22 protein-coding genes are annotated in these 26,541 nt (G+C 66.7%); 13 read left to right on the top strand and 9 right to left on the bottom strand.

Features of this window, described 5'->3' with window-relative positions:
- The first annotated feature begins 37 nt into the window (after positions 1–37).
- Both GV068_RS01090 and GV068_RS01095 read left to right on the top strand, forming a co-directional pair.
- On the top strand, positions 38–910 hold the full coding sequence (locus tag GV068_RS01090; protein WP_159695597.1) for a DUF3626 domain-containing protein: 873 nt from the start codon (positions 38–40) through the stop codon (positions 908–910).
- Positions 907–1,473: a DUF6438 domain-containing protein gene (locus GV068_RS01095; RefSeq protein WP_159695598.1), complete on the top strand. Its 567-nt coding sequence runs from the start codon at positions 907–909 to the stop codon at positions 1,471–1,473. Before GV068_RS01090 ends, GV068_RS01095 begins: the two co-directional genes overlap by 4 nt.
- A 175-nt stretch (positions 1,474–1,648) precedes the next feature.
- On the opposite strand, the gene GV068_RS01100 is transcribed toward GV068_RS01095, so the two are convergent.
- The gene (locus GV068_RS01100; RefSeq protein WP_159695599.1) at positions 1,649–2,569 is read right to left on the bottom strand and encodes a LysR family transcriptional regulator; all 921 of its coding nucleotides are present in this window, start codon (positions 2,567–2,569) and stop codon (positions 1,649–1,651) included.
- Between the two features lie 274 nt (positions 2,570–2,843).
- Here GV068_RS01100 and GV068_RS01105 point away from each other — a divergent pair, with 274 nt between their 5' ends.
- From GV068_RS01105 to GV068_RS01150, 10 genes are all read left to right on the top strand, one after another.
- Positions 2,844–5,210, top strand: a complete 2,367-nt coding sequence (locus GV068_RS01105) for a TonB-dependent receptor (RefSeq protein ID WP_159695600.1) — start codon at positions 2,844–2,846, stop codon at positions 5,208–5,210.
- Between the two features lie 111 nt (positions 5,211–5,321).
- Entirely contained in the window at positions 5,322–6,194 is an 873-nt protein-coding gene (locus GV068_RS01110) for an alpha/beta fold hydrolase (RefSeq protein WP_159695601.1), read from the top strand.
- 17 nt (positions 6,195–6,211) lie between these two features.
- Positions 6,212–7,414, top strand: a complete 1,203-nt coding sequence (locus GV068_RS01115) for a substrate-binding domain-containing protein (protein WP_159695602.1) — start codon at positions 6,212–6,214, stop codon at positions 7,412–7,414.
- Between the two features lies 1 nt (position 7,415).
- The gene (locus GV068_RS01120) at positions 7,416–8,195 is read left to right on the top strand and encodes an ABC transporter ATP-binding protein (protein WP_159695603.1); all 780 of its coding nucleotides are present in this window, start codon (positions 7,416–7,418) and stop codon (positions 8,193–8,195) included.
- Complete coding sequence (locus GV068_RS01125) at positions 8,188–8,925, top strand: ABC transporter ATP-binding protein (RefSeq protein WP_159704412.1); 738 nt, start codon at positions 8,188–8,190, stop codon at positions 8,923–8,925. Before GV068_RS01120 ends, GV068_RS01125 begins: the two co-directional genes overlap by 8 nt.
- An 8-nt stretch (positions 8,926–8,933) precedes the next feature.
- The gene (locus tag GV068_RS01130; RefSeq protein WP_159695604.1) at positions 8,934–9,956 is read left to right on the top strand and encodes a branched-chain amino acid ABC transporter permease; all 1,023 of its coding nucleotides are present in this window, start codon (positions 8,934–8,936) and stop codon (positions 9,954–9,956) included.
- 5 nt (positions 9,957–9,961) lie between these two features.
- Positions 9,962–11,041 (top strand): branched-chain amino acid ABC transporter permease, encoded by a 1,080-nt coding sequence (locus tag GV068_RS01135; RefSeq protein ID WP_201303227.1) that lies wholly within the window; start codon positions 9,962–9,964, stop codon positions 11,039–11,041.
- A gap of 234 nt (positions 11,042–11,275) precedes the next feature.
- Positions 11,276–11,938: a choice-of-anchor J family PEP-CTERM protein gene (locus GV068_RS01140; protein WP_159695605.1), complete on the top strand. Its 663-nt coding sequence runs from the start codon at positions 11,276–11,278 to the stop codon at positions 11,936–11,938.
- 21 nt (positions 11,939–11,959) lie between these two features.
- Positions 11,960–12,367 carry a post-PEP-CTERM-1 domain-containing protein gene (locus GV068_RS01145; protein WP_159695606.1) on the top strand — a complete coding sequence of 136 codons (408 nt, stop codon included), beginning with the start codon at positions 11,960–11,962 and terminating at the stop codon, positions 12,365–12,367.
- A complete protein-coding gene (locus GV068_RS01150; protein ID WP_159695607.1) occupies positions 12,354–13,784 on the top strand; it encodes a PA domain-containing protein in 1,431 nt (476 codons plus the stop codon). The genes GV068_RS01145 and GV068_RS01150 overlap by 14 nt, the downstream gene beginning before the upstream one ends.
- A 122-nt stretch (positions 13,785–13,906) precedes the next feature.
- On the opposite strand, the gene ppa is transcribed toward GV068_RS01150, so the two are convergent.
- The 5 genes from ppa to hemC all read right to left on the bottom strand — a co-directional run bounded on the left by ppa (position 13,907) and on the right by hemC (position 18,704).
- Positions 13,907–14,446 (bottom strand): inorganic diphosphatase, encoded by a 540-nt coding sequence (ppa, locus tag GV068_RS01155; protein WP_159695608.1) that lies wholly within the window; start codon positions 14,444–14,446, stop codon positions 13,907–13,909.
- Positions 14,447–14,575: 129 nt separating this feature from the next.
- Complete coding sequence (locus GV068_RS01160; RefSeq protein ID WP_159695609.1) at positions 14,576–15,772, bottom strand: heme biosynthesis protein HemY; 1,197 nt, start codon at positions 15,770–15,772, stop codon at positions 14,576–14,578.
- 1 nt (position 15,773) lies between these two features.
- A complete protein-coding gene (locus GV068_RS01165; protein WP_159695610.1) occupies positions 15,774–16,901 on the bottom strand; it encodes a uroporphyrinogen-III C-methyltransferase in 1,128 nt (375 codons plus the stop codon).
- A gap of 2 nt (positions 16,902–16,903) precedes the next feature.
- The gene (locus GV068_RS01170; protein WP_159695611.1) at positions 16,904–17,671 is read right to left on the bottom strand and encodes a uroporphyrinogen-III synthase; all 768 of its coding nucleotides are present in this window, start codon (positions 17,669–17,671) and stop codon (positions 16,904–16,906) included.
- The gene (gene hemC, locus GV068_RS01175; RefSeq protein WP_159704418.1) at positions 17,664–18,704 is read right to left on the bottom strand and encodes a hydroxymethylbilane synthase; all 1,041 of its coding nucleotides are present in this window, start codon (positions 18,702–18,704) and stop codon (positions 17,664–17,666) included. Before hemC ends, GV068_RS01170 begins: the two co-directional genes overlap by 8 nt.
- Positions 18,705–18,822: 118 nt before the next feature.
- Here hemC and ppc point away from each other — a divergent pair, with 118 nt between their 5' ends.
- Positions 18,823–21,630 carry a phosphoenolpyruvate carboxylase gene (ppc, locus tag GV068_RS01180; RefSeq protein ID WP_159695612.1) on the top strand — a complete coding sequence of 936 codons (2,808 nt, stop codon included), beginning with the start codon at positions 18,823–18,825 and terminating at the stop codon, positions 21,628–21,630.
- Positions 21,631–21,685: 55 nt separating this feature from the next.
- Here the strand turns inward: ppc and GV068_RS01185 are convergent, their stop codons facing one another.
- The 3 genes from GV068_RS01185 to GV068_RS25375 all read right to left on the bottom strand — a co-directional run bounded on the left by GV068_RS01185 (position 21,686) and on the right by GV068_RS25375 (position 26,539).
- Positions 21,686–23,896 carry a glycoside hydrolase family 10 protein gene (locus GV068_RS01185; RefSeq protein ID WP_159695613.1) on the bottom strand — a complete coding sequence of 737 codons (2,211 nt, stop codon included), beginning with the start codon at positions 23,894–23,896 and terminating at the stop codon, positions 21,686–21,688.
- Between the two features lie 194 nt (positions 23,897–24,090).
- Entirely contained in the window at positions 24,091–24,879 is a 789-nt protein-coding gene (locus GV068_RS01190; RefSeq protein ID WP_159695614.1) for a transporter, read from the bottom strand.
- A gap of 67 nt (positions 24,880–24,946) precedes the next feature.
- Positions 24,947–26,539 (bottom strand): methyl-accepting chemotaxis protein, encoded by a 1,593-nt coding sequence (locus GV068_RS25375; RefSeq protein WP_159695615.1) that lies wholly within the window; start codon positions 26,537–26,539, stop codon positions 24,947–24,949.
- Positions 26,540–26,541: the final 2 nt, after the last annotated feature.

Here is a 26,541-nt window from a genome sequence, read left to right on the forward strand (position 1 = left end):
AGATTGATCCGCCGCTTCACTACCGAACCCACGACCGATGCCTTCCTGGACGCCAGCACCCGACTCTTGCGAGGCACGCGCCCTCGCCCATGTGCGCCGCGCGAGCACGGGCGGGTCGCTCGACCCCAGCCTGCGCATTACGCTGAACTTCCATCCGGACCGCCTGTACGGCGGCCTGCCGATCCTCCAGGTACTGGCCGCGCAAGGCATTTACCGCTCGCAGTTCGAGACCGGCACCAGCAATGGCGGTTTGACCGCCCACCCTGGCGGTGATCGCTGGCGCTGGGAGAGCCGCATGTTCGCCGGCGCTTATGATGACGCTAGACCGGAGCAAAGGCCCAAGTACGGCGCCCTGAACCACCTGAATCGGGCCACCGGCGCCTCGCCCCGTTTCGGCTCCGCCCATTTCCGGCTGCGTCCCGAGATCCTGGAGCGCAGCAGCTTCTGCTATCCGGACAGCGTGTTCGCGCCGCTGCACTTCGGCGTGCATGACCGCTGCGACCTGTCCGCACGCGCACGCGCCGACGACCGCGACCGGCTTGACGACTACATCGAAGCGCAGGTGCATGGCCCCTTGCGCCTGGCGGACGATGTCGAGGCCCTGGTGCTGGATCCCTGCTACCGCGGCACGCAGGTCGAGTTGCTCGCCCGGCGCCTGCCCTGTGCGCTCGAATGGCATCCCGGTTTCCGCCTGCCGCTGGAGATCCTGCGCCGGCATGCCGACTACCGCGGCCAGGAGATCGTCGATCTCGGCGCGCAGCTGGGGCGCGAGGGCTGGCTCGATCCGGCATGCCTCGGACATGCGGCCGCCAGCGGGCGCCACGATCCGCAGCAGCTGAAGAAGGTCTGGCACATCCTCGCCAGGTTCGGCGACCTGTCGGCCTTCGACATGGCTGGAACGTGTCGATGAGAGCATGGCGCACATCAATCGTTGTCGCCGCGGCCTTGCTGCTGTCCGCCTGCCCGGATGGCGGCCAGCGCGGGCGCAAGGCACCGCGGCAGTTGACGGACTTCGACGCACTCACCGTAGAGCAATCGGCCTGCCTGTTCAACTGCCCGGTCTTCGAGGTGAAGATTTTCTCTGACGGTCGGGTGCGTCATTCCGGCCCGACCTTCGAGTTTTCAGGTGGCGCCCACGAATCCCGGATCGGCCAGCGTGGCCTGGCGCAGATCGCGAAAGCGCTGCGCACCGCGCGGCTGGACGACATGCGCGACCGCTACCGGGAAGAGGTCGATGGCTGTACCTTCCTTGCCACCGACATGTCCACCATCACGGTTGGCCTGACGCGGGGCCGCGGATATCGCAACAAGAGCGTCGAACTGTATACCGGCTGCGTGGGCCCGACCGTGCCGACGGAACGTATCAATACGCTGATCAAGGCGATCGACCCCATCACGGGAACGAGCACTCTGCTCGAGCAAAGAAAGCAGGCCAGCCGGCAGAACGGAGAACAATCCGCGCCGGCGCGATAAGCCGGCTAATTCGCAAGGCCGGAACAACGACAGGCCGGGTCCCGCGGCCGCATTCGCGCTGCCGCCTTCCGTGAAGGCGAGCAGGATCTCGAGCTTGCGGAAGCTGATGTCTTCGCTGATCCGGTTGCGCATGGGTTTTCGGGTGATGGTCGAGACTGGCGAGGATACGCCCAGGCTAGGCCGCCGACAAGCCTGCACCCTCGGCGACGAACAGGTCCGGATGGCTTTCGGCGCATTCGCGCAGCAGGTTCCACACCACTTTCACGCGGCGCAGGCGGTACAGGTCGGTGGGCGCGGCCAGCCAGAACGAGCGCTCGGCCTGGAAGCCGGGCAGCACCCGCACCAGCCGGCCGTCGTCCGGCACCGCATACGGGGGCGCCATCATCAGCCCCATGCCGAGCGAGGCGGCTTCCAGCTGCGCGGTCATGCCCGAACAGCACATGCGGCGCCGCGGCGTGAAGCCCAGTTCGTTCAGGTAGGACAGCTCGCGGCTGGCCAGGCGGTCCTGCACGTAGTCGACGAAGTCGTGCCGGCCCAGATCGGCCTGGCTGCGGATCGGCGGATGGCGCGCCAGGTAGCCGGGCGACGCGTACAGGTAGAAGTGGAAGGAGGCCAGGCGCGTGACCATGTAGCGGCCGGTGGTGGGCGGATCGAGCATGACGCCCAGGTCGGCCTCGCGGTTGGCCAGGTTGGCGAAGCGCGGCAGGTTCAGCAGGTCGATCGACAGGTCCGGATGCTGGGCCAGCAGCTCGGCCAGCAGTGGCGCTACCACGCGCACCCCGAACACTTCCGGCACCCCCAGCCGCACCACGCCGTGCGCGGCGACTTCCGCCCCGCCGATCTGCTCGGCCGCGGCCAGCGCCGCCCCTTCCATCGCCTCGGCGTGCGGCAGCAGCGCCTGCCCGACCTCGGTCAGTTCATAGCCTTCGCGCGAGCGGTCGAACAGGGTCGAGCCGAGCTGGGCCTCGAGGCGATCGATGCGGCGCGCCACGGTGGTGTGCTCCACTTCCAGCCGGCGCGAGGCGCCCGACAGGGTACCGGCGCGCGCCAGCTCGAGGAAGAAACGCAGGTCGGTCCACTCGGGCAGCGTGTTCATCTGGCTACTTGTTCGATATCAAGATTACATATTGTGCACCAGTGCACATTGCCCCTGCAATGATTTAAGGCTTTTTCTATGCGGCAGCGCACAAATGGTGCGGAGCCCGGCGCCGTCCCCGTCAAGACACGCACAACGCTGGTGCAGCGGGCTGTGCATTTTTGCACAAAGGGGTGGGCGATTGTTGACTATCTAACCAAACCCAACCGAGGCACACTTCCGACCATGCGAAAAACCTGAACGCATGCCGCTATCAAAAAATTAGGAGACAAGAATGCGTCTTACCAAGAAGAACCTGAAGATGTTTAACCGTTCCGCCATGTCCACCGCCGTGCTGCTGGCGATCTACGGCGCGCCGATGGGCGCGGTCCATGCGCAGGAAAGCACCGATAGCGCCGCCACCAACGGCGCCGCCTCGACGGAAGACATCAGCAAGGTGGTCGTGACCGCCCGCCGCCGCGCCGAACTGATCCAGGACGTACCGGGCGCCGTCACCGCCTTCTCGGGCGCCGAACTGGAAAAGCGCGCCCTGCCCGACCTCACCGCCATTGCGGACGTCACCCCGAACACCACCCTGAAAGCTTCGCGCGGCACCAACACCACGCTGACCGCCTTCATCCGCGGCATCGGCCAGCAGGATCCGGTGGCCGGCTACGAGCAGGGCGTCGGCATCTACCTCGACGACATCTACCTGGCGCGTCCGCAGGGCGCCCTCACCGACATCTATGACCTCGAGCGCATCGAAGTGCTGCGCGGCCCGCAGGGCACCCTGTACGGCCGCAACACGATCGGCGGCGCGGTCAAGTACGTGACCCGCAAGCTGGCCGCCAAGCCGACCTTCGACGCCAAGCTCACCGTCGGCAACTACAACGAGAAAGACCTGGTCCTGAAGGGCAGCGCCCCGATCTCGGATACCCTGCGCATCGGCGCCACCATCGGCACCTTCAACCGCGACGGTTTCGGCCGCAACATCCTGAACGGCCGCGAGAACTACAACAAGGACGTGCTGGCGGGCCGCGTGAGCCTCGAGTTCACCCCGACTCCCGACTGGTTCATCCGCTTCGCCACGGACAAGACCCGCGACGATTCCGAAGCGCGCCAGGGCCAGCGCCTGACCCTGGGTCCGGCGCCGGGCAACATCCGTCCGGCCGAGGGTGAATACGACACCCGCGCCAACCTGTACTCGGTGCTGGGCCACAAGCAGCAGGTGACCACCGAGGGCAGCTCGCTGCTGGCCGAATACACGATCGATCCGACCCTGTCGGTGAAATCGATCACCGCCTACCGCAAGTCGAAATCCTACGCCCCGATCGACTTCGATTCGCTCGAGCAGCCGCTGTGGGAAGCGCCGTCCTTCTACAAGGACAACCAGAAAAGCCAGGAATTCCAGCTGACCTACACCGGCAGCAAGCTGCAGGGCGTGGCCGGCGTGTTCTACATGAAGACCAACGCGTACAACGACTTCGACGTGCTGTACAACGCGCTGGGCGGCCTGTCGCTGCTGACCCACGACGACATCGACTCCAAGACCTGGGCCGTGTTCGCCGACGCCAGCTACAGCCTGACCGATACCTTCAACGTCAGCGTGGGCGGCCGCTACACCGTGGACGAGCGCCAGGCGGAGATCTTCAAGCGTACCTACCTCGGCCTGGCCAGCTCGCCGCGCCTGGGTAACCCGGGCGCGGTCCCGGCCGGCGCGCCGAACACCGACCTCGGCAAGGACGCGCTGCACCGCGAGGACAAGAAGTTCACCCCGAAACTGGGCTTCGGCTGGAAGTTCGCGCCCGAGCACAACCTGTACACCACCTGGTCGAAGGGCTTCAAGGGCGGCATGTTCGACCCGCGCATGGACCTGCTGGCTACCGGCGGCCCGAACAGCGCCGTGTCGCTGCAGAAGCGCCAGGGCGTCAATCCCGAGGAAGTCAGCAGCATCGAGATGGGCGTGAAGTCGAGCATGAACGGCGGCCGTCTGCAGACCAACGCGGCGGTGTTCTACACCGACTACAAGAACGTCCAGATCCCGGGTTCGATCCCGACCTTCGGCGCCAACGGCCAGGTCAACGGCTTCGCCGGCAGCCTGACCAACGCCGGCAAGGCCAAGATCAAGGGCCTGGAACTGGAAGCCGTCGCCTACCTGACCAACAGCTTCAACATCAGCGCGATGTACAGCCACATCGACGCCGAGTACAAGGAGTGGATCGTGGCGAACGGCGCCAGCCTGGCCAACATCGCGGGCAGCGTCGAGTTCCAGAACACGCCGAAGAACTCGGCCAACCTCGCCGCCAACTACGAGTGGCCGATGACGGTGTGGGGCCGTTCGGGCACCATGAACCTGATGAACAGCGTCTCGTACAAGAGCAAGGTGTACCAGACCGAGATCGCCCGTCCGACCGGTGTGGCCAGCCTCGACGCAACCATCCCGGGCAACCTGATGCTGGCGCAGAGCGGCTACGGCCTGTGGGATGCGAGCCTGGTGTGGACCAGCAGCGACCGCAAGGTCCAGGTCGGCCTGCACGGCCGCAACCTGACCGATAAGCGCTACAAGACCGCGGGCTACAACTTCTCGGGCTTCTTCAACACCGTCACTGCCTTCTACGGCGACCCGCGCACCGTGCGCGCGACCGTCAACGTCAAGTTCTGACGGGTCGCATGCAGCAGGGGGCGCTCGGGTAGCGCCCGCCGGGAACGCCCACGGGCGTTCCCGGCCCCCGGCACCACACCGTGGCAGTTTTAAGATTATCGAACGGGGCACATGTCCACTTACTCTGAAATCCGCTTTGCAAGCGCCGACGGCTTGCAACTGTATGCGCGCGACTATCCGGGGAACACCGGACAGGCCCGGCTGCCGGTCATCTGCATCCACGGCCTGACGCGCAATTCGGCCGACTTCGACGAACTCGCGCCCGAGCTGGCCGCGATGGGCCGGCGCGTGATCGCGGTCGACGTGCGCGGCCGCGGCCACTCGGCGCGTGATCCGAACCCAGCCAACTATAACCCGGTGGTCTACGCCGGCGACATCATCAAGCTGATGGACGACCTGGGCCTGGCGCGCGCCATTTTCGTGGGCACCTCGATGGGCGGCCTGATTACCATGACCCTGGCGGCGCGCCGGCTCGACCTGATCGCCGCCGCCGTCCTGAACGACGTCGGCCCGGTGCTGTCGGTACGCGGCCTGCAGCGCATCGCCGGCTACGCGGGCCGCTGCAATGCGCTCGGCAGCTGGGACGACGCCGCTGCCTACCTGCGCGACATCAATGCCTGCGCCTTCCCCGACAACTCCAGCGAGGAATGGGGCAAATGGGCGCGGCGCGCATTCGAACAGAAGGATGACGGGCAGCTGGCGCTGCGTTACGATCCGAATATCGCGACCGCGATACAGACGGGTAAACTGCGACCCACCTCGCTGGCGGCGCGCATGGCCTTCCGCCGGCTGGCGCGGCGCCGCCCCACCCTGCTGGTGCGCGGCGCACTGTCCGACCTGGTCGAACCCGAACAGGCCCAGTGGATGCGCAAGGCAGCCCCGGAAATGCAGTACGCTGAAGTGCCGAACATCGGCCACGCGCCCATGCTCACCGAGCCGGAGGCGCTGGACGCAATCCGCGCCTTCCTGGCCAAGCAACCGTAAAGAACAAGGAGACTGACATGCAGCACCTGATCAAACCCCTGGCAGTGGCAATCGTCGCAGCCTTCGCGGCCGGCGCCGCCCCAAGCGTGTACGCACAGGGCAAGGACCTGAAGATCGCCCTCATCGCCGGCAAGACCGGCCCGCTGGAAGCCTATGCCAAGGAGACCGAGCTGGGATTCATGATGGGCCTCGAGTACCTCACCAAGGGCACCATGGCCATCAATGGCCGCAAGATCAAGGTGATCGTCAAGGACGACCAGTCCAAGCCCGATCTCGGCCGCACCCTGCTGGCCGAAGCCTACGGCGACGACAAGGTCGACCTCGCGGTCGGCACCACCTCCTCCGGCTCGGCGATCGCCATGCTGCCGGTGGCGAAGGAATACAAGAAGGTGCTGATCGTCGAGCCGGCCGTGGCCGACGCCATCACCCAGGAAAAGTGGAACAAGTACATCTTCCGCACCGCGCGCAGCTCCATGCAGGACGCGCTGGCCGCCGCCAGCACCCTCAAGAGCGGCAGCATCGGCTTCCTGGCCCAGGACAACGCTTTTGGGCGCGACGCCATCGAAGCCGGCAAGGACGCCCTGAAGGCCACCGGCAGCAAGGCTTCTACCGTGCACGAGGAATACGCGCCGGCCGCCACCACCGACTTCACTGCTCCGACCCAGCGCCTGTTCAACGCACTGAAGGACAAGCCGCAGCCGCGCGTGCTGGCCATCGTCTGGGCCGGGCCGAACCCGCTCAACAAGATCGCCGACATGAAGCCGGAGCGCTACGGCATCGCCCTGGCCCCGGGCGGCAACATCCTCCCGGTGATGAAGACCTGGAAGAGCTATGCCGGCACCGAAGGCACGATCTACTACTACCACGGCTTCCCGAAGAACAAGATGAACGACTGGTTCGTGGCCGAACACCAGAAGCGCTACAAGATGCCGCCCGATATGTTCACCGCCGGCGGCATGGCCGCGGCCAGCGCCGTCTTCACCGCCCTGTCGAAGGCGCCGAACGCGAAGAACGGCGACGAGATGGTGGCGGCGATGGAAGGCATGAGCTTCGAGACCCCGAAAGGCACCATGAGCTTCCGCAAGGAAGATCACCAGGCGATCCAGCCGATGTACCACTTCCGCATCAAGAAGGACCAGAAGAACGAGTGGGACCTGCTGGAACTGGTGCGCGAGATCCCGGCCACCGAAATGCCGCTGCCGGTGAAGAACAAGCGCTGACATGACTTCTACAGCTTCGCAGCCGTCCCTGTCCACCCGCGACCTGACGATCCGCTTCGGCGGCCACGTCGCGGTGAACGCGGTCACGGCGGACTTCCATCCCGGCACCCTGACCGTCATCGTCGGTCCGAACGGCGCCGGGAAGACCACCTACTTCAACCTGGTGTCGGGCCAGTTGCCGGCGACCTCGGGCAGCGTGTTCGTGAACGGCCAGGACGTGACCAAGGCCGGGGCGGCGCGCCGCACCCGGCTCGGGATCGGCCGCGCCTTCCAGCTGACCAATCTGTTCCCGCACCTGACGGTGATCGAGAACGTGCGCCTGGCGGTGCAGAGCCGCGCCGGCCTGGGACTGAACTTCCTGTCGATCTGGTCGAGCCACGGGGAACTGATCGAGCGCGCCGAGCACTACCTGGAGCGCGTGGCATTGATCGGACGCCGCGACACCCTGGTCGGCACCCTGTCGCACGGCGACCAGCGCAAGCTGGAAGTCGCGATCCTGCTGGCCCTGGAACCGAGCATCATGATGTTCGACGAACCGACGGCCGGCATGAGCGTAGACGAAGTGCCGGTGGTGCTCGACCTGATCCACGCGGTGAAATCCGAGCGCAATAAAACCGTGCTGCTGGTCGAGCACAAGATGGACGTGGTGCGCGCCCTGGCCGACCGCATCATCGTGCTGCACAACGGCACCCTGGTCGCGGACGGCAAACCCGCGGAAGTCATGCAATCGAAGATCGTACAGGAAGCCTATCTTGGAACACCCGAACCAGCACATGCTTGACGCGTCGGCCGAGCCCCTGCTCACGCTGAAGGGCGTGCACACCCACATCGGCCAGTACCACATCCTGCAGGGCGTGGACCTGGTAGTCCCGCGCGGCGGCCTGTCCATCCTGCTGGGCCGCAACGGCGCCGGCAAGACCACCACGCTGCGCACCATCATGGGCCTGTGGAAGGCCAGCGCCGGCTCCGTCCTGTTCGAGGGCCGCGACATCAGCAAGATGGCCACGCCCGACATCGCCCGCCTCGGGATCGCCTACGTCCCGGAAAGCATGGCCGTATTCTCGGACCTGACCGTGCGCGAGAATCTTTACCTGGCCGCGCGCAACGGTCCGCTCGACGAGGCCCGCGTGGACTGGATCTGCGGCTTCTTCCCGGCCCTGAAGAAATTCTGGAACTACCCGGCGGGGAACCTCTCGGGCGGCCAGAAGCAGATGGTGGCGATCGCGCGCGCGATCGTCGAACCACGCAAGCTCCTGCTGGTGGACGAGCCGACCAAGGGCCTGGCGCCCGCCATCATCCAGAGCCTGATGGCCGCCTTCCGCGAACTCAAGGACACCAGCACCACCATCCTGCTGGTCGAGCAGAACTTCAACTTCGTGCGTTCGCTCGGCGACACCGTCAGCGTGATGGACGACGGCCGCGTCGTGCACGCAGGTTCGATGGCCCAGCTGGCCGGCGACGAAGACCTGCAGCAGCGCCTGCTCGGCCTGTCGCTCGACTCACATCAATAGGAATCACGATGAGCGCAACCCTCCCTATTGCCGCCAAGGACACGCCATTACCCAGCGCGCCGCGCGACATCGCGCCGCTGCTGCTGGTGCCGGCCTTGATGCTGGCCATGCTGCCCCTGGTCGGCAGCTTCCCTACCTGGGTCACCCTGACCGTTGCCGGCCTGGCGATGGGCATGATGATCTTCATCATGGCGAGCGGCCTGACCCTCGTGTTCGGCCTGATGAGCGTGCTGAATTTCGGCCATGGCGCCTTCGTGTCGGTCGGGGCCTTCTCCGCCACCATGGTGCTGCTGCCGATGCAGGGCTGGCTCGAGATGGACTCGCTGCTGGTCAACCTCGGCGTGTTGGCGCTGGCCATCACGGTCGCCATGCTGGTCACGGCCGTCATGGGCTGGGCCTTCGAGCGCGTGATCATCATGCCGGTCTACGGCCAGCACCTGAAGCAGATCCTGATCACGATGGGCGGCATGATCGTGGCCGAACAGCTGATCCACGTGATCTGGGGCGCCGAAACCATCGCCCTGCCGCTGCCGACGGCGCTGCGCGGCGCCATCTTCCTGGGTGACGCGGCGATCGAGAAATACCGCCTGGTGGCGGTGGTGGTCGGCCTGGTGGTCTTCGTGGGCATGTTCCTGACCCTGAACCGCACCAAGATCGGCCTCCTCATCCGGGCCGGCGTCGAGAACGGCGAGATGGTGGAAAGCCTCGGCTACCGCATCAAACGCCTGTTCGTGACCGTGTTCGCGGCCGGCTCGGCGCTGGCCGGCCTGGGGGGCGTGCTGTGGGGCCTGTACAAGGAAACCCTGAACGCGGCGATGGGCGGCGAGATCATGGTCATGATCTTCATCGTCATCATCATCGGCGGCCTCGGTTCCGTGGGCGGCTGCTTCATCGGCGCCCTCCTGATGGCCCTGGTGGCGAACTATGCCGGCTTCCTGGCGCCGAAGATCGCACTGGTCTCGAACATCATCCTGATGATCGCGATCCTGCTGTGGCGCCCGGCCGGCCTGTACTCCAAGATGCGAGGTTGAACCCGATGCTGCACCGACTCCTTTCCGGCGACATGCCGCGCAGCCGCGCCCTCACCGCAGTGCTGCTGCTGATCCTGTTCGGCCTGGCCTTCGCGCCTTTCCTGACCAGCGGCGCCCGCCCGCTCAATACCGCCGCCACGATCTGCGTCTACATCGTGCTGGTGGCTTCCTACGACCTGCTGCTGGGCTACACGGGCATCGTTTCATTTGCCCACACCATGTTCTACGGCATCGGCGCTTATGGCATCGGCCTCGGCCTGTCGCGCGTCGACGAGCCGACTTGGGCAGCAGCCCTGGGCGGCCTCGGCATCGCCCTGCTGGTGGCGCTGGCGCTGGCCCTGGTGGTCGGCCTGTTCGCCCTGCGCGTGCGCGCCATCTTCTACGCCATGATCACGCTGGCGGTGGCTTCCTCGTTCGCCGTGCTGGCGTCACAGCTGTCCGACTTCACCGGCGGCGAGGACGGCATCACCTTCAGCGTGCCCGAAGTGCTGACCCCAGGCTTCACGCTGATCGAGAACGAAGTCTTCGGGCGCTCGATCGACGGCAAGCTGCTCACCTACTACCTGGTGTTCTTTGGCTGCCTGCTGCTGTTCCTGTTCCTGCTGCGCCTGGTGAATTCGCCCTTCGGTCGGGTGCTGCAGGCGATCCGCGAAAACGAGTTCCGCGCCGAGGCGCTGGGTTACCGCACCATGGTCTACCGCATCTGGGCCAACTGCCTGGCGGCGCTGGTGGCGGCCCTGGCCGGCGCGCTGATGGCCCTGTGGCTGCGCTACGTGGGGCCCAAGACCTCGCTCGGCTTCGAGGTCATGACCGACATCCTCCTGATCGTCGTCATCGGCGGCATGGGCACGATGTACGGCGCAGTGGTGGGCGCGGCCCTGTTCATCATCGCCCAGAACTACCTCAAGGAACTGATGGGCGCCGGCTCCAGCGCGCTCGAAGGCGTGCCGATGCTGGCCGCCCTGCTGCATCCGGACCGCTGGATGCTGTGGCTGGGAGTGCTGTTCATTCTCTCGATCTATTTCTTCCCGATCGGGATTGTCGGCAAGCTGAGGATGCGTGGTTTTTTGGCGCGGCAGAAGTGATCCGTCGTACAGCCTGACTCAAGTTTCCTTAGTACAGCACGGCCTCCCATCGCGGAGGCCGTTTCGCTTTAGTTCCCTCCCTGCCCTTGAGCCGGGCCGCGCCTTGGCCCTCCCGCATTGAATAAAGCTCAATGTTCCTTATCTCCCTGCTCATGCCATAAAAACAACGATGGCCTCGACGTCAGCCAGCGCGAGCGGTCCACCATCCATCTGGCTCGGTATGAAAGGGGAATCATGAAACGACTTGCCTCGCTCTGCGGCACGGCGCTGGTGACGATGGCCGCATGGACGCCATTGACCAGCCACGCAGCGATCGAAGTTCTCAACGAAGGCTTCAACAATGTCGGCGGCCTGTCCGGCTGGACCCAGCTCAACCAGAGCATGCCGCCCGGCACCGGCTGGTTCCAGGGCAATCCCAGCGTCTTCCGCGCCTACTCGGGTCCGGCCAATTCCTATGCCGCGGCGAACTTCCTCGGCGCCGCCGGCGGCATGGGCGTGGTCGACAACTGGCTGATCACTCCGACGCTTGCGCTGGGTGGCCTCACCTCGCTCTCCTTCTACGTCAACAGCGCAGGCACGGCCGGCTTCTCCGACCTGCTCGAAGTGCGCTTCGCCTCGGGCAGCACCGGCACCGGCCTGGACGCCTTCGACACCCTGCTCACCACGGTCGGCGGAGAAGGCGCCTTCCCGACCCAGTGGCAGCAACTGAGCGCCAGCTTCGACGCCCCCGGCGCCGGCCGCTTTGCCTTCCGCTACCTGGGCGACGCCGCCACGCTCGATTACATCGGCCTCGACAGCGTGCGGGTCGTCACCGCCGTGCCCGAGCCCTCGACCTACCTGATGCTGCTGCTGGGTCTCGGCACGGTTGCCGCCAGTGCCCGCCGGCTGCGCAAGTAAGCCCTACGCCAGGAGAATGCCATGTCCAGCCTCAAGTTGATGCTCTTGCTGCCGCTCGCCGCCCTCTGCGTGCCGGCGACCGCGCAAGAGGCCCCCGCCGCGCCCGCCCAGGGTCAAGGAATGGTCGTCGTTCGCGACGCCCAGACCGGCCAGCTGCGCACGCCAACCCCTGCAGAAATCCGCGCACTGCAGCCTCCGATGTCGGCGGCAGCCAGGGCGCTGCCCCAGCCGTCCATGGTTACCGGCCCCGGCGGCCGCCGCTCAGTACGCCTGGGCGAACGCTACATGGTGTATTCGGTCGTCAATCGCGACGGTGAAGGCAAGCTCGCCGAACAGTGCGTCCACGACCAGGGCGCCGCCATAAGTGCGCTCGAGGGTGGCGCCGAGCCAGCCGCCAAGCCCAAGGAGCATCGCCATGAAAACCATTAAGTCCCTGTGCCGGGTCGCCGCCGCGCTGGCCTTCGCGCTTGCCGGCGCCAGTGCAGTCCAGGCTGCCGCCACCATCACCATCGTCAACCAGAATGCGCCCGGAGAAGGCTTCAACGACCCGACCCCTGCCACGCCCGTTGGCGGCAATACCGGCACCACCCTCGGCCAACAGCGCCTGATCGCCTTCCAGCACGCCGCCAACATCTGGGGCAGGACGCTCGACAGCAGCGTCCCCATTCGCATCGGGGCGGCCTTCGTTCCGCTGGCCTGCACCGCCAACGGCGCCGTGCTCGGCTCGGCCGGCGCCTACGAGATCTGGACCGACTTCCCCAACGCGCCGCGCGCCAATACCTGGTACCCATCTGCGCTGGCCAGCAAGCTGGCCGGCACCGACCTGACCGCGCCGGCCGACCCGCACATCATCGCGCGCTTCAATTCGCGCCTCGGCCTGTTCCCGGACTGCCTGCCCGGCTCGGGCTTCTACCTGGGGCTGGACAGGCGCTTCGGCAACCAGATCGACCTCGTCACCGTGCTACTGCACGAGATGGCGCACGGCCTCGGCTTCCAGACCTTCACCGATGACGAAACCGGCCAGCTGTTCTTCGGCATCCCCTCGGTGTGGGACTTCCACCTAGTCGACAACCGTACCAATACCCCGTGGGTGGCGATGACCGACGCCCAGCGCGCCGCTTCGGCCATCACCTGGCGCGGCCTGTCCTGGGACGGTCCGAACGTGAATGCGGCCGTGCCGCGGGTGCTGGGGCCACGCTCGAACCTGAACATCGGCGGGGCCAATGCCGGCGGCGCAGCAGGCAACTATTACGTGGGCGACGCGTCCTTCGGGCCGCCGCTCGGATCGCGGGCGGTCAGCGGCCAGCTGATGCCGGTCGTGGAACAGGCGAATGGCACCGGCCTGGCCTGCACGCCGCTCGGCGCCAACAATGCGACTGCGGTGCGCAACAACATCGCCCTGGTGGACCGCGGCACCTGCGACTTCGTCACCAAGGCGCGCAACGTCCAGGCCGCCGGCGCCATCGGCATGGTGGTCGTCGATAACGTGCCGGGCGACGTCGTCGGCCTGAGCGGCAACGATCCAAGCATCACCATCCCATCGGTGCGGATCACGCTGGCGGACGGCAATACCATCAAGGCCTCGCTCCAGCAGCGTTCGCGTACCAAGTCGGGCGTCACCGCCACCCTCGGCCTCGACCGCACCCGGCTGGCGGGAACCGACGAACGGCGCCGCATCCTGATGTACACGCCGAGCATCAATGCGCCGGGCTCTTCGGTGTCGCACTACACCACCGAAGCCAAGCCGAATCAGCTGATGGAGCCGTCGATTAACTCCGACCTGCTGCACGTCGTCAAGCCGCCGCGCGACCTGACCTTCCCGCTGCTGCGCGACATCGGCTGGTAAGACCAACGCAGCGCTCACCGGGCAGGCGCGATCCGCCTGCCCAAGAAAAAAGCCGGCGTCCCCACGAGGGAAGCCGGCTTTTCGCACAGGCCCGGCTCTTTCGCCAGGCTGGCTTTACCTGATTATTCCTGGCCCTTGCGCTTGAACGCTTCGACGCCGTTGGTGATCTCGGCCTTGGCGGCTTCCGCATCGGCCCAGCCTTCGATCTTGACCCACTTGCCCGGCTCGAGGTCCTTGTAGTGCTCGAAGAAGTGCTGGATCTGCTTCAGGCGCAGTTCTTCCAGGTCTTCCAGCGACTGGATCTTCTTGTACATCGGCAGCACCTTCTCGACCGGCACCGCGATGACCTTGGCGTCGCCGCCACCGTCATCGGTCATCTTCAGCACGCCCAGCGCGCGGCAACGCACCACCACGCCCGGCGGCAGCGGGAACGGGGTGATCACGAGCACGTCGCATGGATCGCCGTCGTCGGCGATGGTCTGCGGCACGTAGCCGTAGTTGCACGGATAGTGCATGGCGGTACCCATGAAACGGTCGACGAAGATCGCGCCGCTGTCCTTGTCGACCTCGTACTTGACCGGGTCGGCGTTCATCGGGATCTCGATGATGACGTTGAAGTCGTTCGGCACGTCTTTGCCGGCTGGGACGTTATTCAGGCTCATGGTATTCCTTGGTTGCTGGGATTCAGTGAAAGTTTGACATTATAGCGAAACCGCCATGGCGGTGTCGCGTCGAGAGAGCCAGGAAAGGTGTCAAGGGGCGGCAGGCCGCCGCCCCTTGGCAGGTGTGCGTCAGAGGATACTGGCCAGCGCGCACTGCCGATAGTGATTCGCCGCTTCCTGCTCCTGCCCCAGCGCCTCGTGCATTTGGGCCAGCTTCAGGTGGGCTTCGCGCACCATCGACGCCTCGGTGGCGTCCGACAGCGCCTGCTCCAGGTAGCGCTGGGCCTTGCCCCAGAGCTTCTGCTTGAGGCAGAGAGAGCCCAGGGTCAGCGCCAGCTCGGCGTCCAGCGGACGCTCCTTGAGCCAGGTCTCGCAGTGCTCGATCTGGGCCAGCAAGGAAGGCGAGCCGGCCGGACCGGCGGCCTCGCGATAGGCGCGCACCACGCACTCGTCCCAGTTGGCCTTGAGCGCCTCCTCGGCGATGACGCGGGCCTCGTCGTGAAGGCCGCAGGCATTGAAGGCGTTTGCCGCGCGCGCCGCGATGAAGGGCACGCTGCGGTCGGCCGTCGGCACCCCGGCCCAGACGCGGCGCAGCGATTCGGCGTCATGGCCCTCTTCGCCCAGCAGCGCCTCGTAGGCCAGTTCGCGCAGGCGGTTCGACAAGGCCGGGTGCAGGGCCTTGCGCTTGTCCAGGATGCGCACCAGGCGCAGCACTTCCGGCCAGTTGCGGGCTTGCTGGTGCGCCTTCATCGACCATTGCAGCGCGTGGATGTGGCGCTGGCCGCTGGCGTTCAGTTCGGCCACGGCTTCCAGCGCCGCTTCCGGCTGGTGGTCATCGACCAGCAGTTCGGTCACCGTCATCAGGCGTGCGGTCTTGAGCGCATTGTCGTGCACGATGCCGGCCAGCCAGGCGTCGCGCCGGCTGGGTTCGCGCATGCGGTGCGCGGCGCGCGCGCCGATCAGGGCCGCCAGGCCGGCGTTCTCGGGCAGCTCGGCGGCGCGCATGGCAGCCTTTTCGGCGTGGCCGAAGCGGCCTTCGAACAAGGCCTTGAGGGCGTCGCGCAAACCCTTGTTGCCTTCACGCTCGCGCTTGCGCTGGCGGTAGGCCGCCACGCGCTCGGGCATCTTCAGGGTCGATTTCAGCGCCCGCACCAGGCCGTACATGACCATGAACAGCAGCACCAGCAAGACCACGAACAGGTTGAGCGACATGTCGAGCCGGTGCGGCGGGTAGAACAGCACCACGTTGCCCGGGTTGAAGCGGGCCGTCACGGCGACGCCGATCGCCGCGGCCATCAAGGCGACTAACCAGAGAAGGAGCCGCATCTTATTGCTTCGCCTTGTAGTTGCGCACTGCGTTCAGGCTCTCGGACAGGGTCGGCATTTCGATCGTCAGGTTGTTCGCCTGGACCTGGCGCAGCGCGCTCTGCGCCGACTGGGTGGCGCGGGCGCGCGTGTCGAAATACTTGAGCAGGATTTCCTGGCTGCTGGCGAGGTCGTCGCGGAAGGTCGCTTCGTTACGCGACAGCAGCGCCAGGCGCGCGTTGAGCAGGCGCAGCTTGAGGTTCTCGCGCACGAAGAAGGATTCGGTCGGCGACAGCATCAACGCTTCCGGTGTGTCGACGCTGCGCACGCGCACCAGCTGGCGCACGTCGTCCCACATCTCCTGGCTCCAGTTGCGCCAGGTCTGGGTCATGCGCTGGCCCAGGCTCAAGGTCTCTGGAGCAGGCTCGGCGGCGGCTTTAGGGGCATTCTTCCGGGTGCTGCGCACCGGCGCGGCCGGCAGCAGGGGCTTCTCGTCGGACAGCATCGGCAGCGTGTCGACATGGGCGATCACGTTGTCCAGGCGCAGCGCCACGCCGGCCAGGTCGACCGCCGGCATCGCCTTGAGGCGTTCGATGTCGGCGCCGATCGCGCGGCGGATGTTCAGGAATTGCGGCTTGTCCGAGCGGCCCAGCGAGCGGTCGGCGTTCTGCAGCGCGATCAGGGCGCCCTGCACGTTGCCGGCCAGCTGCAGCTGTTGGCTGGCGGTGGTCAAGACCTGCTCGATCTCGGTCAATGCCCATTCGTCGCGGTTCTTGGACAGGTCCTGGTAAAGCTGTTCCAGGGCCAGCTGCTGGGTCTGGGCCTCGGACTGCCGGCTTTCCAGCACGCCGACCTTGATTTGCAGTTCCTTGGCCGTGTCCGACACCTCGCGCGCCAGCGCCGCGGTCTCGGCATTGACGGCGTTGCCCTTCTGCAGGCTCTGCGCCATGTCGCGGCGCAGGGTATTGATGCGGCTGTGCGAGGTCCAGGTCTGCACCGCCAGCAGCAGTGCCAGGATCGCCACCGCCGCCGGCAGCGGACGCTGCAGCGCCTGCAGCAGGCCCTGCCCGTTCGACGGGCGCAGGGGCGCCTTCTGGACGGTGACGTTGGCCGCCGGGATCGGTTCTGGATGGGGTGGTTGTTCGTTCATACTTAAGATTGTAATCCAGCAAGTAAGCTTGCGTCGCCCGAACCGGTCAGGGTGACCAGTTCGCATCCCAGGCCGCGCGCCGTCTCGGCAATGCGGGCGTGGGGAACGATCAGATGTTGCGCCTTGAGCCGCCCGAACCCGTCCACGGGGTCCAGCTGCCGCACCAGCGCCGCCAGCCCGCGCAGCGCTTCCGAACTCGTGATTATCCAGTCGTTCGGCTGTGCCAGCAAGGCGCATAGCTCGGCGGCAAGCGCCGGCGTCAACTGGGGCACACTACGACGGTAGGCGGCTACGGTGTCGACCAGGGCGCCGGACGCGCGCAGGGTATCGGCCATCAGTTCGCGTCCGCTTTCGCCGCGCACGATCAGCACCCGCCGGCCCGCGAAGGCAGTAAGGTCGAGGCTGGCCAGCAGGTGCTCCGAGTCGCTGGCGGCCGCGTTCGGCGGGCAATGGATGGTGGCCTTGTCAACGGTGACGCCGTGGCGCGCCAGGGCCGCGCGGCTACCCTCTCCGACCACGCCGATCGGCACCCCGGGCGGCCAGCCCGGCAGGTGGGCAAAGGCGGCGTCGATCGCGTTCGGCGACACGAAGGCGACCAGCGCATAGGACGGCAACTCGGCCAGTGCGGCCTGCAGCGCGCTGGTATCGTCGAGCGGTGCGATCTCGAGCAGCGGCAAGACGACGGCGCGGCGCCCCAGCGCCGTGACGGCCTGCGCCAGGCTTTCCGCCTGGGCGCGTGGCCGGGTGATGACGACTGCCCGCTCAGGCATCCTGGCTGGTCGGCGAACCAGGTTCGAGTGCGGCTTCCTGCTTGATCGCCTCGAGAATGCCGCGCGCATCCTGGTCGTCCAGCAGGATCGACACCTGTTCGCCCAGGAATTCCGGATGCTCCCAGGAACCGGCCACTTCGGCCCGGGCGGTACGCTGGCCGTCCGGCGTCGCCACCATGGCGCGCAGGCGCATGGTGGTGCCGGTCACCGTGGCAAAGGCCGCCAGCGGAATCTGGCAGCTGCCGCCGAAGATTTTCGAGACCTTGCGCTCGGCCGCCACGGCACGCGAGGTGGCGTCGTGGTTCAGCGGCGCCAGCAATGCGCGCAGGTCGACACCGTCGCTGCGCGCGCTGGAAACGATTTCGATCGCCATCGCGCCCTGCCCGGCGGCCGGCAGGCTGTCTTCCGGTTCGAGCAGCGCACGGATGCGCTGGGGCAGGCCGAGGCGCTTCAGGCCGGCAGCGGCCAGGATGATGGCCGCGTACTCGCCGCGGTCGAGCTTGCCCAGGCGGGTGTCGAGGTTGCCGCGCAGCGGCTTGATCACGAGCTGCGGGTAGCGCGCCGCGATCAGGGCCTGGCGGCGCAGGCTGCTGGTGCCGACGATGCTGCCTGCCGGCAGGTCGGCCAGGCTGGCGTAGTCGTTCGAGACGAAGGCGTCGCGCGGGTCTTCGCGTTCGAGCACGGCGGCCAGCTCGAAGCCTTCCGGCAGCTCCATCGGCACGTCCTTGAGCGAGTGCACGGCCAGGTCGGCGCGGCCTTCGGCCATCGCCACTTCCAGTTCCTTGACGAACAGGCCCTTGCCGCCGACTTTCGACAGCGTGCGGTCGAGGATCTGGTCGCCCCGTGTTGTCATTCCGAGAATTTCGACGCTGCACTGCGGATATAATGCGGCGAGGCGCTCACGCACATGTTCCGCTTGCCACATGGCGAGGCGGCTCTCGCGGGATGCAATAATGAGCTTTTGAGGCGTCAGTTGCGCGGGCGCTCCCGGCGCCGTTTCAGTACTATTCAACACGGATTCTTTCACAGTCATCGGGCCCACCAGGACGATGCCGGTGTTCGGCCCTTGCATAAGATCACAAATTTTAGCATGGGCCCTCTTGCAGACAATGGCGAACCGCCATGGCACTAACAATTAACTTGTGGTCGATATGGATAATCCTGCTGCACTAGACAACCCTGCCGTACCGAGCGCTCCTGATAAGGACGCGCCGCTGAAAGAAGACATCCGCCTGCTCGGCCGCCTGCTCGGCGACGTGCTGCGCGAACAGGAAGGCGACGCCGTGTTCGAAGTCGTCGAAACCGTGCGCCAGACCGCCGTGCGTTTCCGCCGCGACGCCGACCCGCAGGCCGGCGAAGAATTGACGACGCTGCTGCACAAGCTCACGCGCGACCAGACCATTTCGGTGGTACGCGCCTTCTCCTACTTCTCGCACCTGGCCAACATCGCCGAGGACCAGCACCACATCCGCCGCCGCCGCGCGCACCTGATGCGCGGCGCCGCGCCGCGCCAGGGCAGCGTGGCCCATGCCCTCGGCAATCTGCGCGACGCCGGCGTGCCGCAGGACGTGGTCGAAGACTTCTTCAAGGAGGCCCTGATCGCGCCGGTGCTCACCGCCCACCCGACCGAAGTCCAGCGCAAGAGCATCCTCGACGCCGAGCACGATATCGCCCGCCTGCTGGCCGAGCGCGACCTGGGACTGACGCCCAAGGAACTCAAGCGCAACACCCAGCTGCTGCAGGCGCGCGTGGCGACCCTGTGGCAAACGCGCATGCTGCGCTACTCGAAGCTGACCGTGGCCGACGAGATCGACAACGCCCTGTCCTACTACCGCATCACCTTCCTGCGCGAGGTGCCGGGCCTGTACGACGACATCGAGGACGAGATCGCATCGTGCTATCAGGGCGAAGCGCGGCAGCTCGACGACGCCCAGTTCCTGCAGATGGGCAGCTGGATCGGCGGCGACCGCGACGGCAACCCGAACGTCAACGCCGACACCATGCGCCACGCGCTGGTGCGCCAGTCGACCACCATCCTCGACTTCTACCTGGAAGAAGTGCACGCGCTCGGCGCCGAGCTGTCCACGTCGACGCTGCTGGTGCCGGTGACGCCGCAGATGCAGGCGCTGGCCGACGCTTCGATCGACGCCTCGCCCCACCGCAGCGACGAGCCTTACCGCCGCGCCCTGATCGGTATCTACGCGCGCCTGGCCGCCACCGCACGCGAGCTGGGCGTCGACCACATCCTGCGCAAGGAAGTCGGCGAAGCCCCGCCCTACCTCGACGCCGGCCTGTTCGCGGCCGACCTCGAAGTGCTGGCCGATTCGCTGCGCGCCAACCATGGCGCCGTGCTGGTCGAACCGCGCCTGGCAGGCCTCAAGCGCGCCGCGCGCATCTTCGGCTTCCACCTGGCTTCGCTCGACATGCGCCAGAGCTCGGACGTGCACGAGCGCGTGCTGGCCGAACTGTTCGCGCGCGCCGGCAGCGAAGCCGATTACGCCGCCCTGAGCGAAGAGCGCAAGGTGCAACTGCTGCTGAGCGAACTGGCGCAGCCGCGCCCCCTGTACTCGCCCTACGAGAGCTATTCGGACGAGACCAATTCGGAACTGGCGATCCTGCGCGCCGCGCGCGAGATCCGCCAGCGCTACGGCAACCGCGCGATCCGCAACTACATCATCTCGCACACCGAGACCGTGTCGGACCTGCTGGAAGTCCTGCTGCTGCAGAAGGAAACCGGCCTGCTGCGGGTGTCGAGCGGCTCCTGCGACGTGATGGTGATCCCGCTGTTCGAGACCATCCCCGACCTGCAGCGCGCCAGCGGCATCATGGACGAATGGATGTCGATCCCGCTAGTGGCCGGGGTCATCGAACGGCAGGGCCGGCTGCAGGAAGTCATGCTCGGCTATTCGGACTCGAACAAGGACGGCGGTTTCCTCACCTCGAACTGGGAGCTGTACCAGGCCGAGCTGAAGCTGGTCGACGTGTTCGCCGCCAAAGGCGTCAAGCTGCGCCTGTTCCATGGCCGCGGCGGCACCGTCGGCCGCGGCGGCGGCCCGAGCTACGACGCGATCCGCGCCCAGCCGCCGGGCACCGTCAACGGCCAGATCCGCCTGACCGAACAGGGCGAGATCATCTCCTCCAAGTTCTCCAACCCGGAGATCGGCCGCCGCAACCTGGAGCTGCTGGTGGCGGCGACGCTGGAAGCGAGCCTGAGCCCGCGCGCCGCTGACGAAATCAGCAACGGCCGCCTGGCGCGCTTCGAAGCCGTGATGGCCGAGCTGTCCGAGCGCGCCTACCGGGCCTACCGCAACCTGGTCTACGAAACCCCAGGCTTCACCGACTACTTCTTCAGTGCTACGCCGATCGCCGAGATCGCGGAACTGAACCTCGGTTCACGTCCAGCCTCGCGCAAGTCGACCCGCCGCATCGAAGATTTGCGCGCGATTCCCTGGGGCTTCTCCTGGGGCCAGTGCCGCCTGCTGCTGCCGGGCTGGTACGGCTTCGGCACCGCGGTGAGCGGCTGGCTGGCCGACGGCGACCGCGCCGAGCGCCTCGCGCTGCTGCGCGAGATGTACCACGGCTGGCCCTTCTTCGCGACCCTGCTGTCGAACATGGACATGGTGCTGGCCAAGACCGACCTGGCGATCGCTTCGCGCTATGCGGGACTGGTGGCGGACGCGGAATTGCGCGAGCGGATCTTCCGCCGCATCACGGCGGAGCATGGCGAAACGCTGCGCTGCCTGGAAGCCGTAACGGAGGTGAGCGAACGGCTGGCGGGCAACCCGCTGCTGGCGCGCTCGATCCAGAACCGCTTTGCCTATCTGGATCCGCTGAACCACCTGCAGGTGGAACTGATCGACCGCCGCCGCAAGCTGGGCGACAACGTGGACCCGCGGGTGCATCGCGGGATTCACCTGTCGATCAATGGAGTGGCTGCGGGCTTGAGAAACACCGGCTGACTCGACCAGCCGGTGTTCGGATGATGGTGGGCGGGGGAGCCGCCCACCCTACATGTCATCCCTGGCAGGCTCCCAGCACACTCCCCTTCTTCAGGTGCGCCGGCACCGCGTTTGGCGACACGCAGACCTGGTTCGACGGATTGCTGTTGCTGCCCGTCTTGTGGCACACCAGCACCTTGTCGTTGCCGCAGCGTGCGTCGATCACCTTGACCGTCGTGCTGGCCTGCGCGAAGCAGCTTTCCGGGCTCGCGGCCTGCGCCGTGAAGCTGAATGAACCTACGCCAGTCGGCGCAAACATGGTCACCGGACCGCTCGCCGTGGACAAGCCACCCGCCGGGCTCCAGGTAAAGGTGGAGCTGCCCGCCGCATCGCTTGCACTCAGCTGCACGCTCTGCGGACCGTAACCCAGCGCGATGGTATTCGCCGGCAGGCCGGACGCTTCGCCCGCACCTGGCGTGACGGCGATCGACGGCTGCGGCACGTGGCCCAGCACATTCACGATGCCTTCCGCGCTAGCGCTGTTGCCGCCCTTGTCGAGGGCGCTCAGAACGACCTTCTGCGCACCGATGTCCGAGCACGAGAAGCTGGTGCGCGAAGCGCTGAGCGACTCCACGCCCCAGTTGTCGCTGGTGCCGCCGTCCAGATCCGCCGGAGTGATCGAGGCCGTGCCGTTGGCCAGCGTTACCGAGACCTCGCGGGTGCGCACGGCCGGCAGCTCGAAATCGTTGCTGACGGTATTGGCGCGCGCGCTCTCCACGCTCAGGCGGTTCAGCGCCGTCACGGTGTAGTAGTAATACTGGCCGCCCGCCTTGGTGTCGGCGAAGCTGGTGGTAGCGGCCGTATCGGTCACGCCCAGCAGGTTGGCCGGGTTCTCCAGGTCCATCTCGCGCTGCTTCGAGCGGTAGATGGCGTACTTGCGGGTCTTCTCGAATTCGTCCGCGCTGTCCGCCGCGCTCGCCCAGGCGAGGTTGACGGCATTGTTGTCGCCCGCGCTGGCAGCCAGCTGTGCCGGTGCACCAGGCGCCTGCGTGCCCTTCCACGCCATCACGGGCAGCAGGGCCGGACGCGCGTAGGTGCTGTTCTTCAAGGAGGTGCGGTAGCCCAGCGGGTCGTTCTGCAGGAACTGGTGGCGGAAGTGGATCTGGCCCGAGATGTGCGCCTTCGAGCGGTTGAGCGCGATCTGGTTGTTGATCTCGTTCGGGTTGCTCCATCCCGCCGTGTCGCGCATCTTGTAGTCGGCCAGGCCGATGTACATGTGGCGCTCGTAGGCGTTGTCGTTCCACCAGGGGACCAGCAGCGAATAGTCCGAGCCGGCCTGGCCCATGTACCAGTAGACCTGCGGCGCCAGGTAGTCGACCCAGCCCTGCTGGATCCACTTGCGGGTGTCGGCGAACATGGTGCTGTAGTGCTGCGAGGCGCCGGCGGACGTGGGCGAGCCGACCGCCGGGTCGGTGCTGCTGCGGTAGATGCCGGAGGGCGAGACGCCGAATTTCACCCACGGCTTCACGGCGCGGATGCTGTCGTTAACACGCTGGATCAGGATGTTGATGTTGTCGCGGCGCCAGTCGGCGCGGCCCGCGGTGGTGTTCGGGAAGCCGCGCGGATCGGCGTTGTAGGCATCGTCGTCGCCCGTGGTGCCGCTAGGGTAGAAGTAGTCGTCGAAGTGCAGGCCGTCGATGTCGTAGCGGTTGACGATGTCCATGATGACGCCCACGACGTGGTCGCGCACCGCCGGCAGGCCCGGATTCAGGATCTTCACGGTGCCCACCGTTAGCATCCACTCAGGATGCGCGCGCGACACGTGGTTCGGCGCGTACATCGCGGTGTTGTTCTGGTTCGAGGCGGTGGCCACCGCGCGGTAGGGGTTGATCCAGGCGTGGAATTCCATGCCGCGCTTGCGCGTTTCGTCGATCGCGAACTGCAGCGGATCCCAGGCCGGGTTAGGCGCGCTGCCCTGCTGGTTGGTCAGGTAGTAGGACCAGGGTTCGAGCTGGCTCGGGTACAGGGCGTCGGCCTGGCTGCGCACCTGCAGGAAGGCGGCGTTCATGCCGGTCGCCTTGTTGTGGTCCAGGATCGCCTTGAGCGCCGCCTGCTGCTGCGCCGGGGTCTGGGTGCGGTTCGGCCAGTCGAGGCTGATGTGGGTACTGATCCACACGCCGCGCAGCTCACGTTTCGGCGCAGTTTGCTGCACCTCGGTTTGGGCGTTGGCGCAGGAATAGGAAGCGACGAGCATTGCGGCTGCCGCTGCAAGCAAAAGTTTTTTCATGTTGTCTTTTTTTGCAGGTTGAGGTCAACGCACCAGAGGAGCGCTGGTGGCGGTCCCCGGCGCCTCTCCACGCGCCAGTGTGTTGCCATCCGCAAAACAGCGTACGCGCGAGCAATTTTGACAACCAATGAATTTCGGGTTGGGCGGCATAACCCGGATGCATAACTGAACAGCCCGCCATAGAGGCGGACGGCTCAGCGCCGGATCGACAGGCCGATGGTGAAGGCGACATCAGGGCTGCGGCTGTTCAAACCGCGCGACAACATGGCGTCAACCTGTACGTCTTTCGAGAGAAGGTAGGCGGCGCCGATGTCGAAGCTGGCTTCGGTGCCACCGTGTTTGCCACGCGCGATGCGCGGCAGCGCCACCTCGACCAGGCCGCGCAGGCGCTCGCCGAACTCCTTTTCCGCCACGATGCCGAAAATGCCGTAGCGGTAGCGTCCACCCTCGTCGCGGTCGATGCCGATGCCTGGCATGACGCCGAGCGTCACCTCGTTCGGCAGTTCCCACTCGCCGGCCACGCGCAGCGACGGCCGCACGCCCTCGCCGCGGAAGGCGCGCGAGCCGCTGTCGAGTTCCGCCGCCAGGTGCACGCCGACCGATGGACGGCTGCCTTCGGCGTCCAGCGCATGCCAGCTCACCCCTACCGAGGTGTCGCCGTAGCCGGCTTCGGTCATGCGCCGGCCGTCCTCCGTCGTGTGGCGGATCATGCGGCCCTCGGTTTCGACCCGCAGCTCGAGCGTCTCGGCGACGCCGATGCGCAGCAGGGTCGGCGTCGACAGCGTGCGCTCGCGCCCTTCTTCTGCGCGCTCGCGCTCCCAGAGAAGGCTGGTTTCGAGCTGCACCCGCCCCTTGCCGACCACCTTGCTGGATTCGACGAAATCGGGGCGGTCCGCTTCGATGTTGTCCCGGTCCTGATCCTGGGCGTGGGCGCCCGCGGCGCAGGCAAGGGTAAGGGCAGAGAAAATGAGGGTGTGCTTCATGGCGTACTCGTGTTTGAATTATTATCTAAAAGATAACGCAAACACGAGCGCGAGGCCGCACGCTTGGCTAGGCCAGCGCCAGCCGCGGAGAGCTTGGCACAGCTGCGCGCTGCCCTGCGCCCTGCTCGCCCAGCTTGAACACGCCCACCAGGCTGGTCAGCTTGGCCGCCTGCGCTTCCAGCGACTCCGCCGCCGCTGCGGCCTGCTCCACCAGCGCGGCGTTCTGCTGCGTGGCCGCGTCGATCTCGGTGACGGCCTGGTTCACCTGGGCGATGCCGGCATCCTGTTCGCGGCTGGCGGCGCTGATCTCGGCCATGATGTCGCTGACGCGCTGCACGCTCGCGACCACTTCGTCCATGGTGCCGCCGGCCTGGCCGACCAGGCGGCTGCCCTCGCCCACGGTGTCGGCGGTGCTGTCGATCAGCACCTTGATCTCCTTGGCCGCCGCGTTCGAGCGCTGCGCCAGGGCGCGCACCTCGCTGGCGACGACCGCGAAGCCGCGGCCCTGCTCGCCGGCGCGCGCCGCTTCGACCGCCGCGTTCAGCGCCAGGATATTGGTCTGGAACGCGATGCCTTCGATGACGCCGATGATGTCGCCGATCTTCTGCGAGGCCGCGTCGATCGCGCCCATGGTGTGCACCACCTGCGACACCACCGCGCCGCCGCGCACCGCCACTTCGCTGGCCGATGCCGCCAATTGGCTGGCCTGGCGCGCGTTGTCGGCGTTCTGGCGCACGGTGGTGGTCAGTTCTTCCATCGAGGACGCCGTTTCTTCCAGCGAGCTGGCCTGGGTCTCGGTGCGGCGCGATAGGTCGAGGTTGCCGGCCGCGATTTCCTGCGAGGCGGTGCCGATCGAATCGGTGCCGTCGCGCACCTCGCTGACGATGCGGTGCAGGTTGGCGCGCATCGCTTCCAGCGCGCGGCGCAGGCGCGCGGTCTCGGTGCGGTCGCTGTCGAGCAGGCCTTGCGCGGCGCCGCCCAGTTCGCCGTCGGCGATGCGGTCGGCAAACGCGATCGCCTCGTCCAGCGGACGGACGATGGCGCGGATGATGAGGTAGCCCATCGCGACCGTAGCCAGCATCGCCGCCAGCGCCACCAGCATGATCTCCAGGCGCGCCGCGTCCACCACGGCGTCGCCTTCGGCGCGCGACGCATCGGAATCCTTTTCGATCAGTTCACTCACGCTTTCCATGCCGCCCTCCAGCTTGCGGAAGGCGTCCATGAAGCCGCCGAAGGCCTGGCGCGCGGCGGCCTGGTCGCTACTCGCGAGCGCGACCATGCGCGCGGCGCTGGCCAGGTAGGCCTCGACATCCGGGCGCACTTTGGCCATCCCCGCCTTGATGGCGGCATCCGTGACCGCGCGGTCCAGTTGCGCGATGGCGTCCTTGAAGCTGGCCGCGTGTTCGTCGGCGTCTTTCTTGGCGGCGGCGTGTTCTTCTGGACTGGCCGCCATCAGCGCCGACAACACGTCGGCACGCAGGGCGTCGTGCATCATGTCGGCCTCCATCTGGTGACGCAGTGCCGAGCCGTTGACGCTGATCGCGTCCATCGAGCGGTCGAGCGATTGCACGGAGAGGTAGCCGATCAGGCCGACCACGCCGCAAAACAGCAGGGTCACGATATAGGACAGGCGCAGCTGGTGCTTGATGCTCAGTTTCATGG

Origin of the sequence: Massilia sp. 9I (assembly GCF_902506415.1) — a bacterium.
GTDB lineage: Bacteria > Pseudomonadota > Gammaproteobacteria > Burkholderiales > Burkholderiaceae_D > Telluria.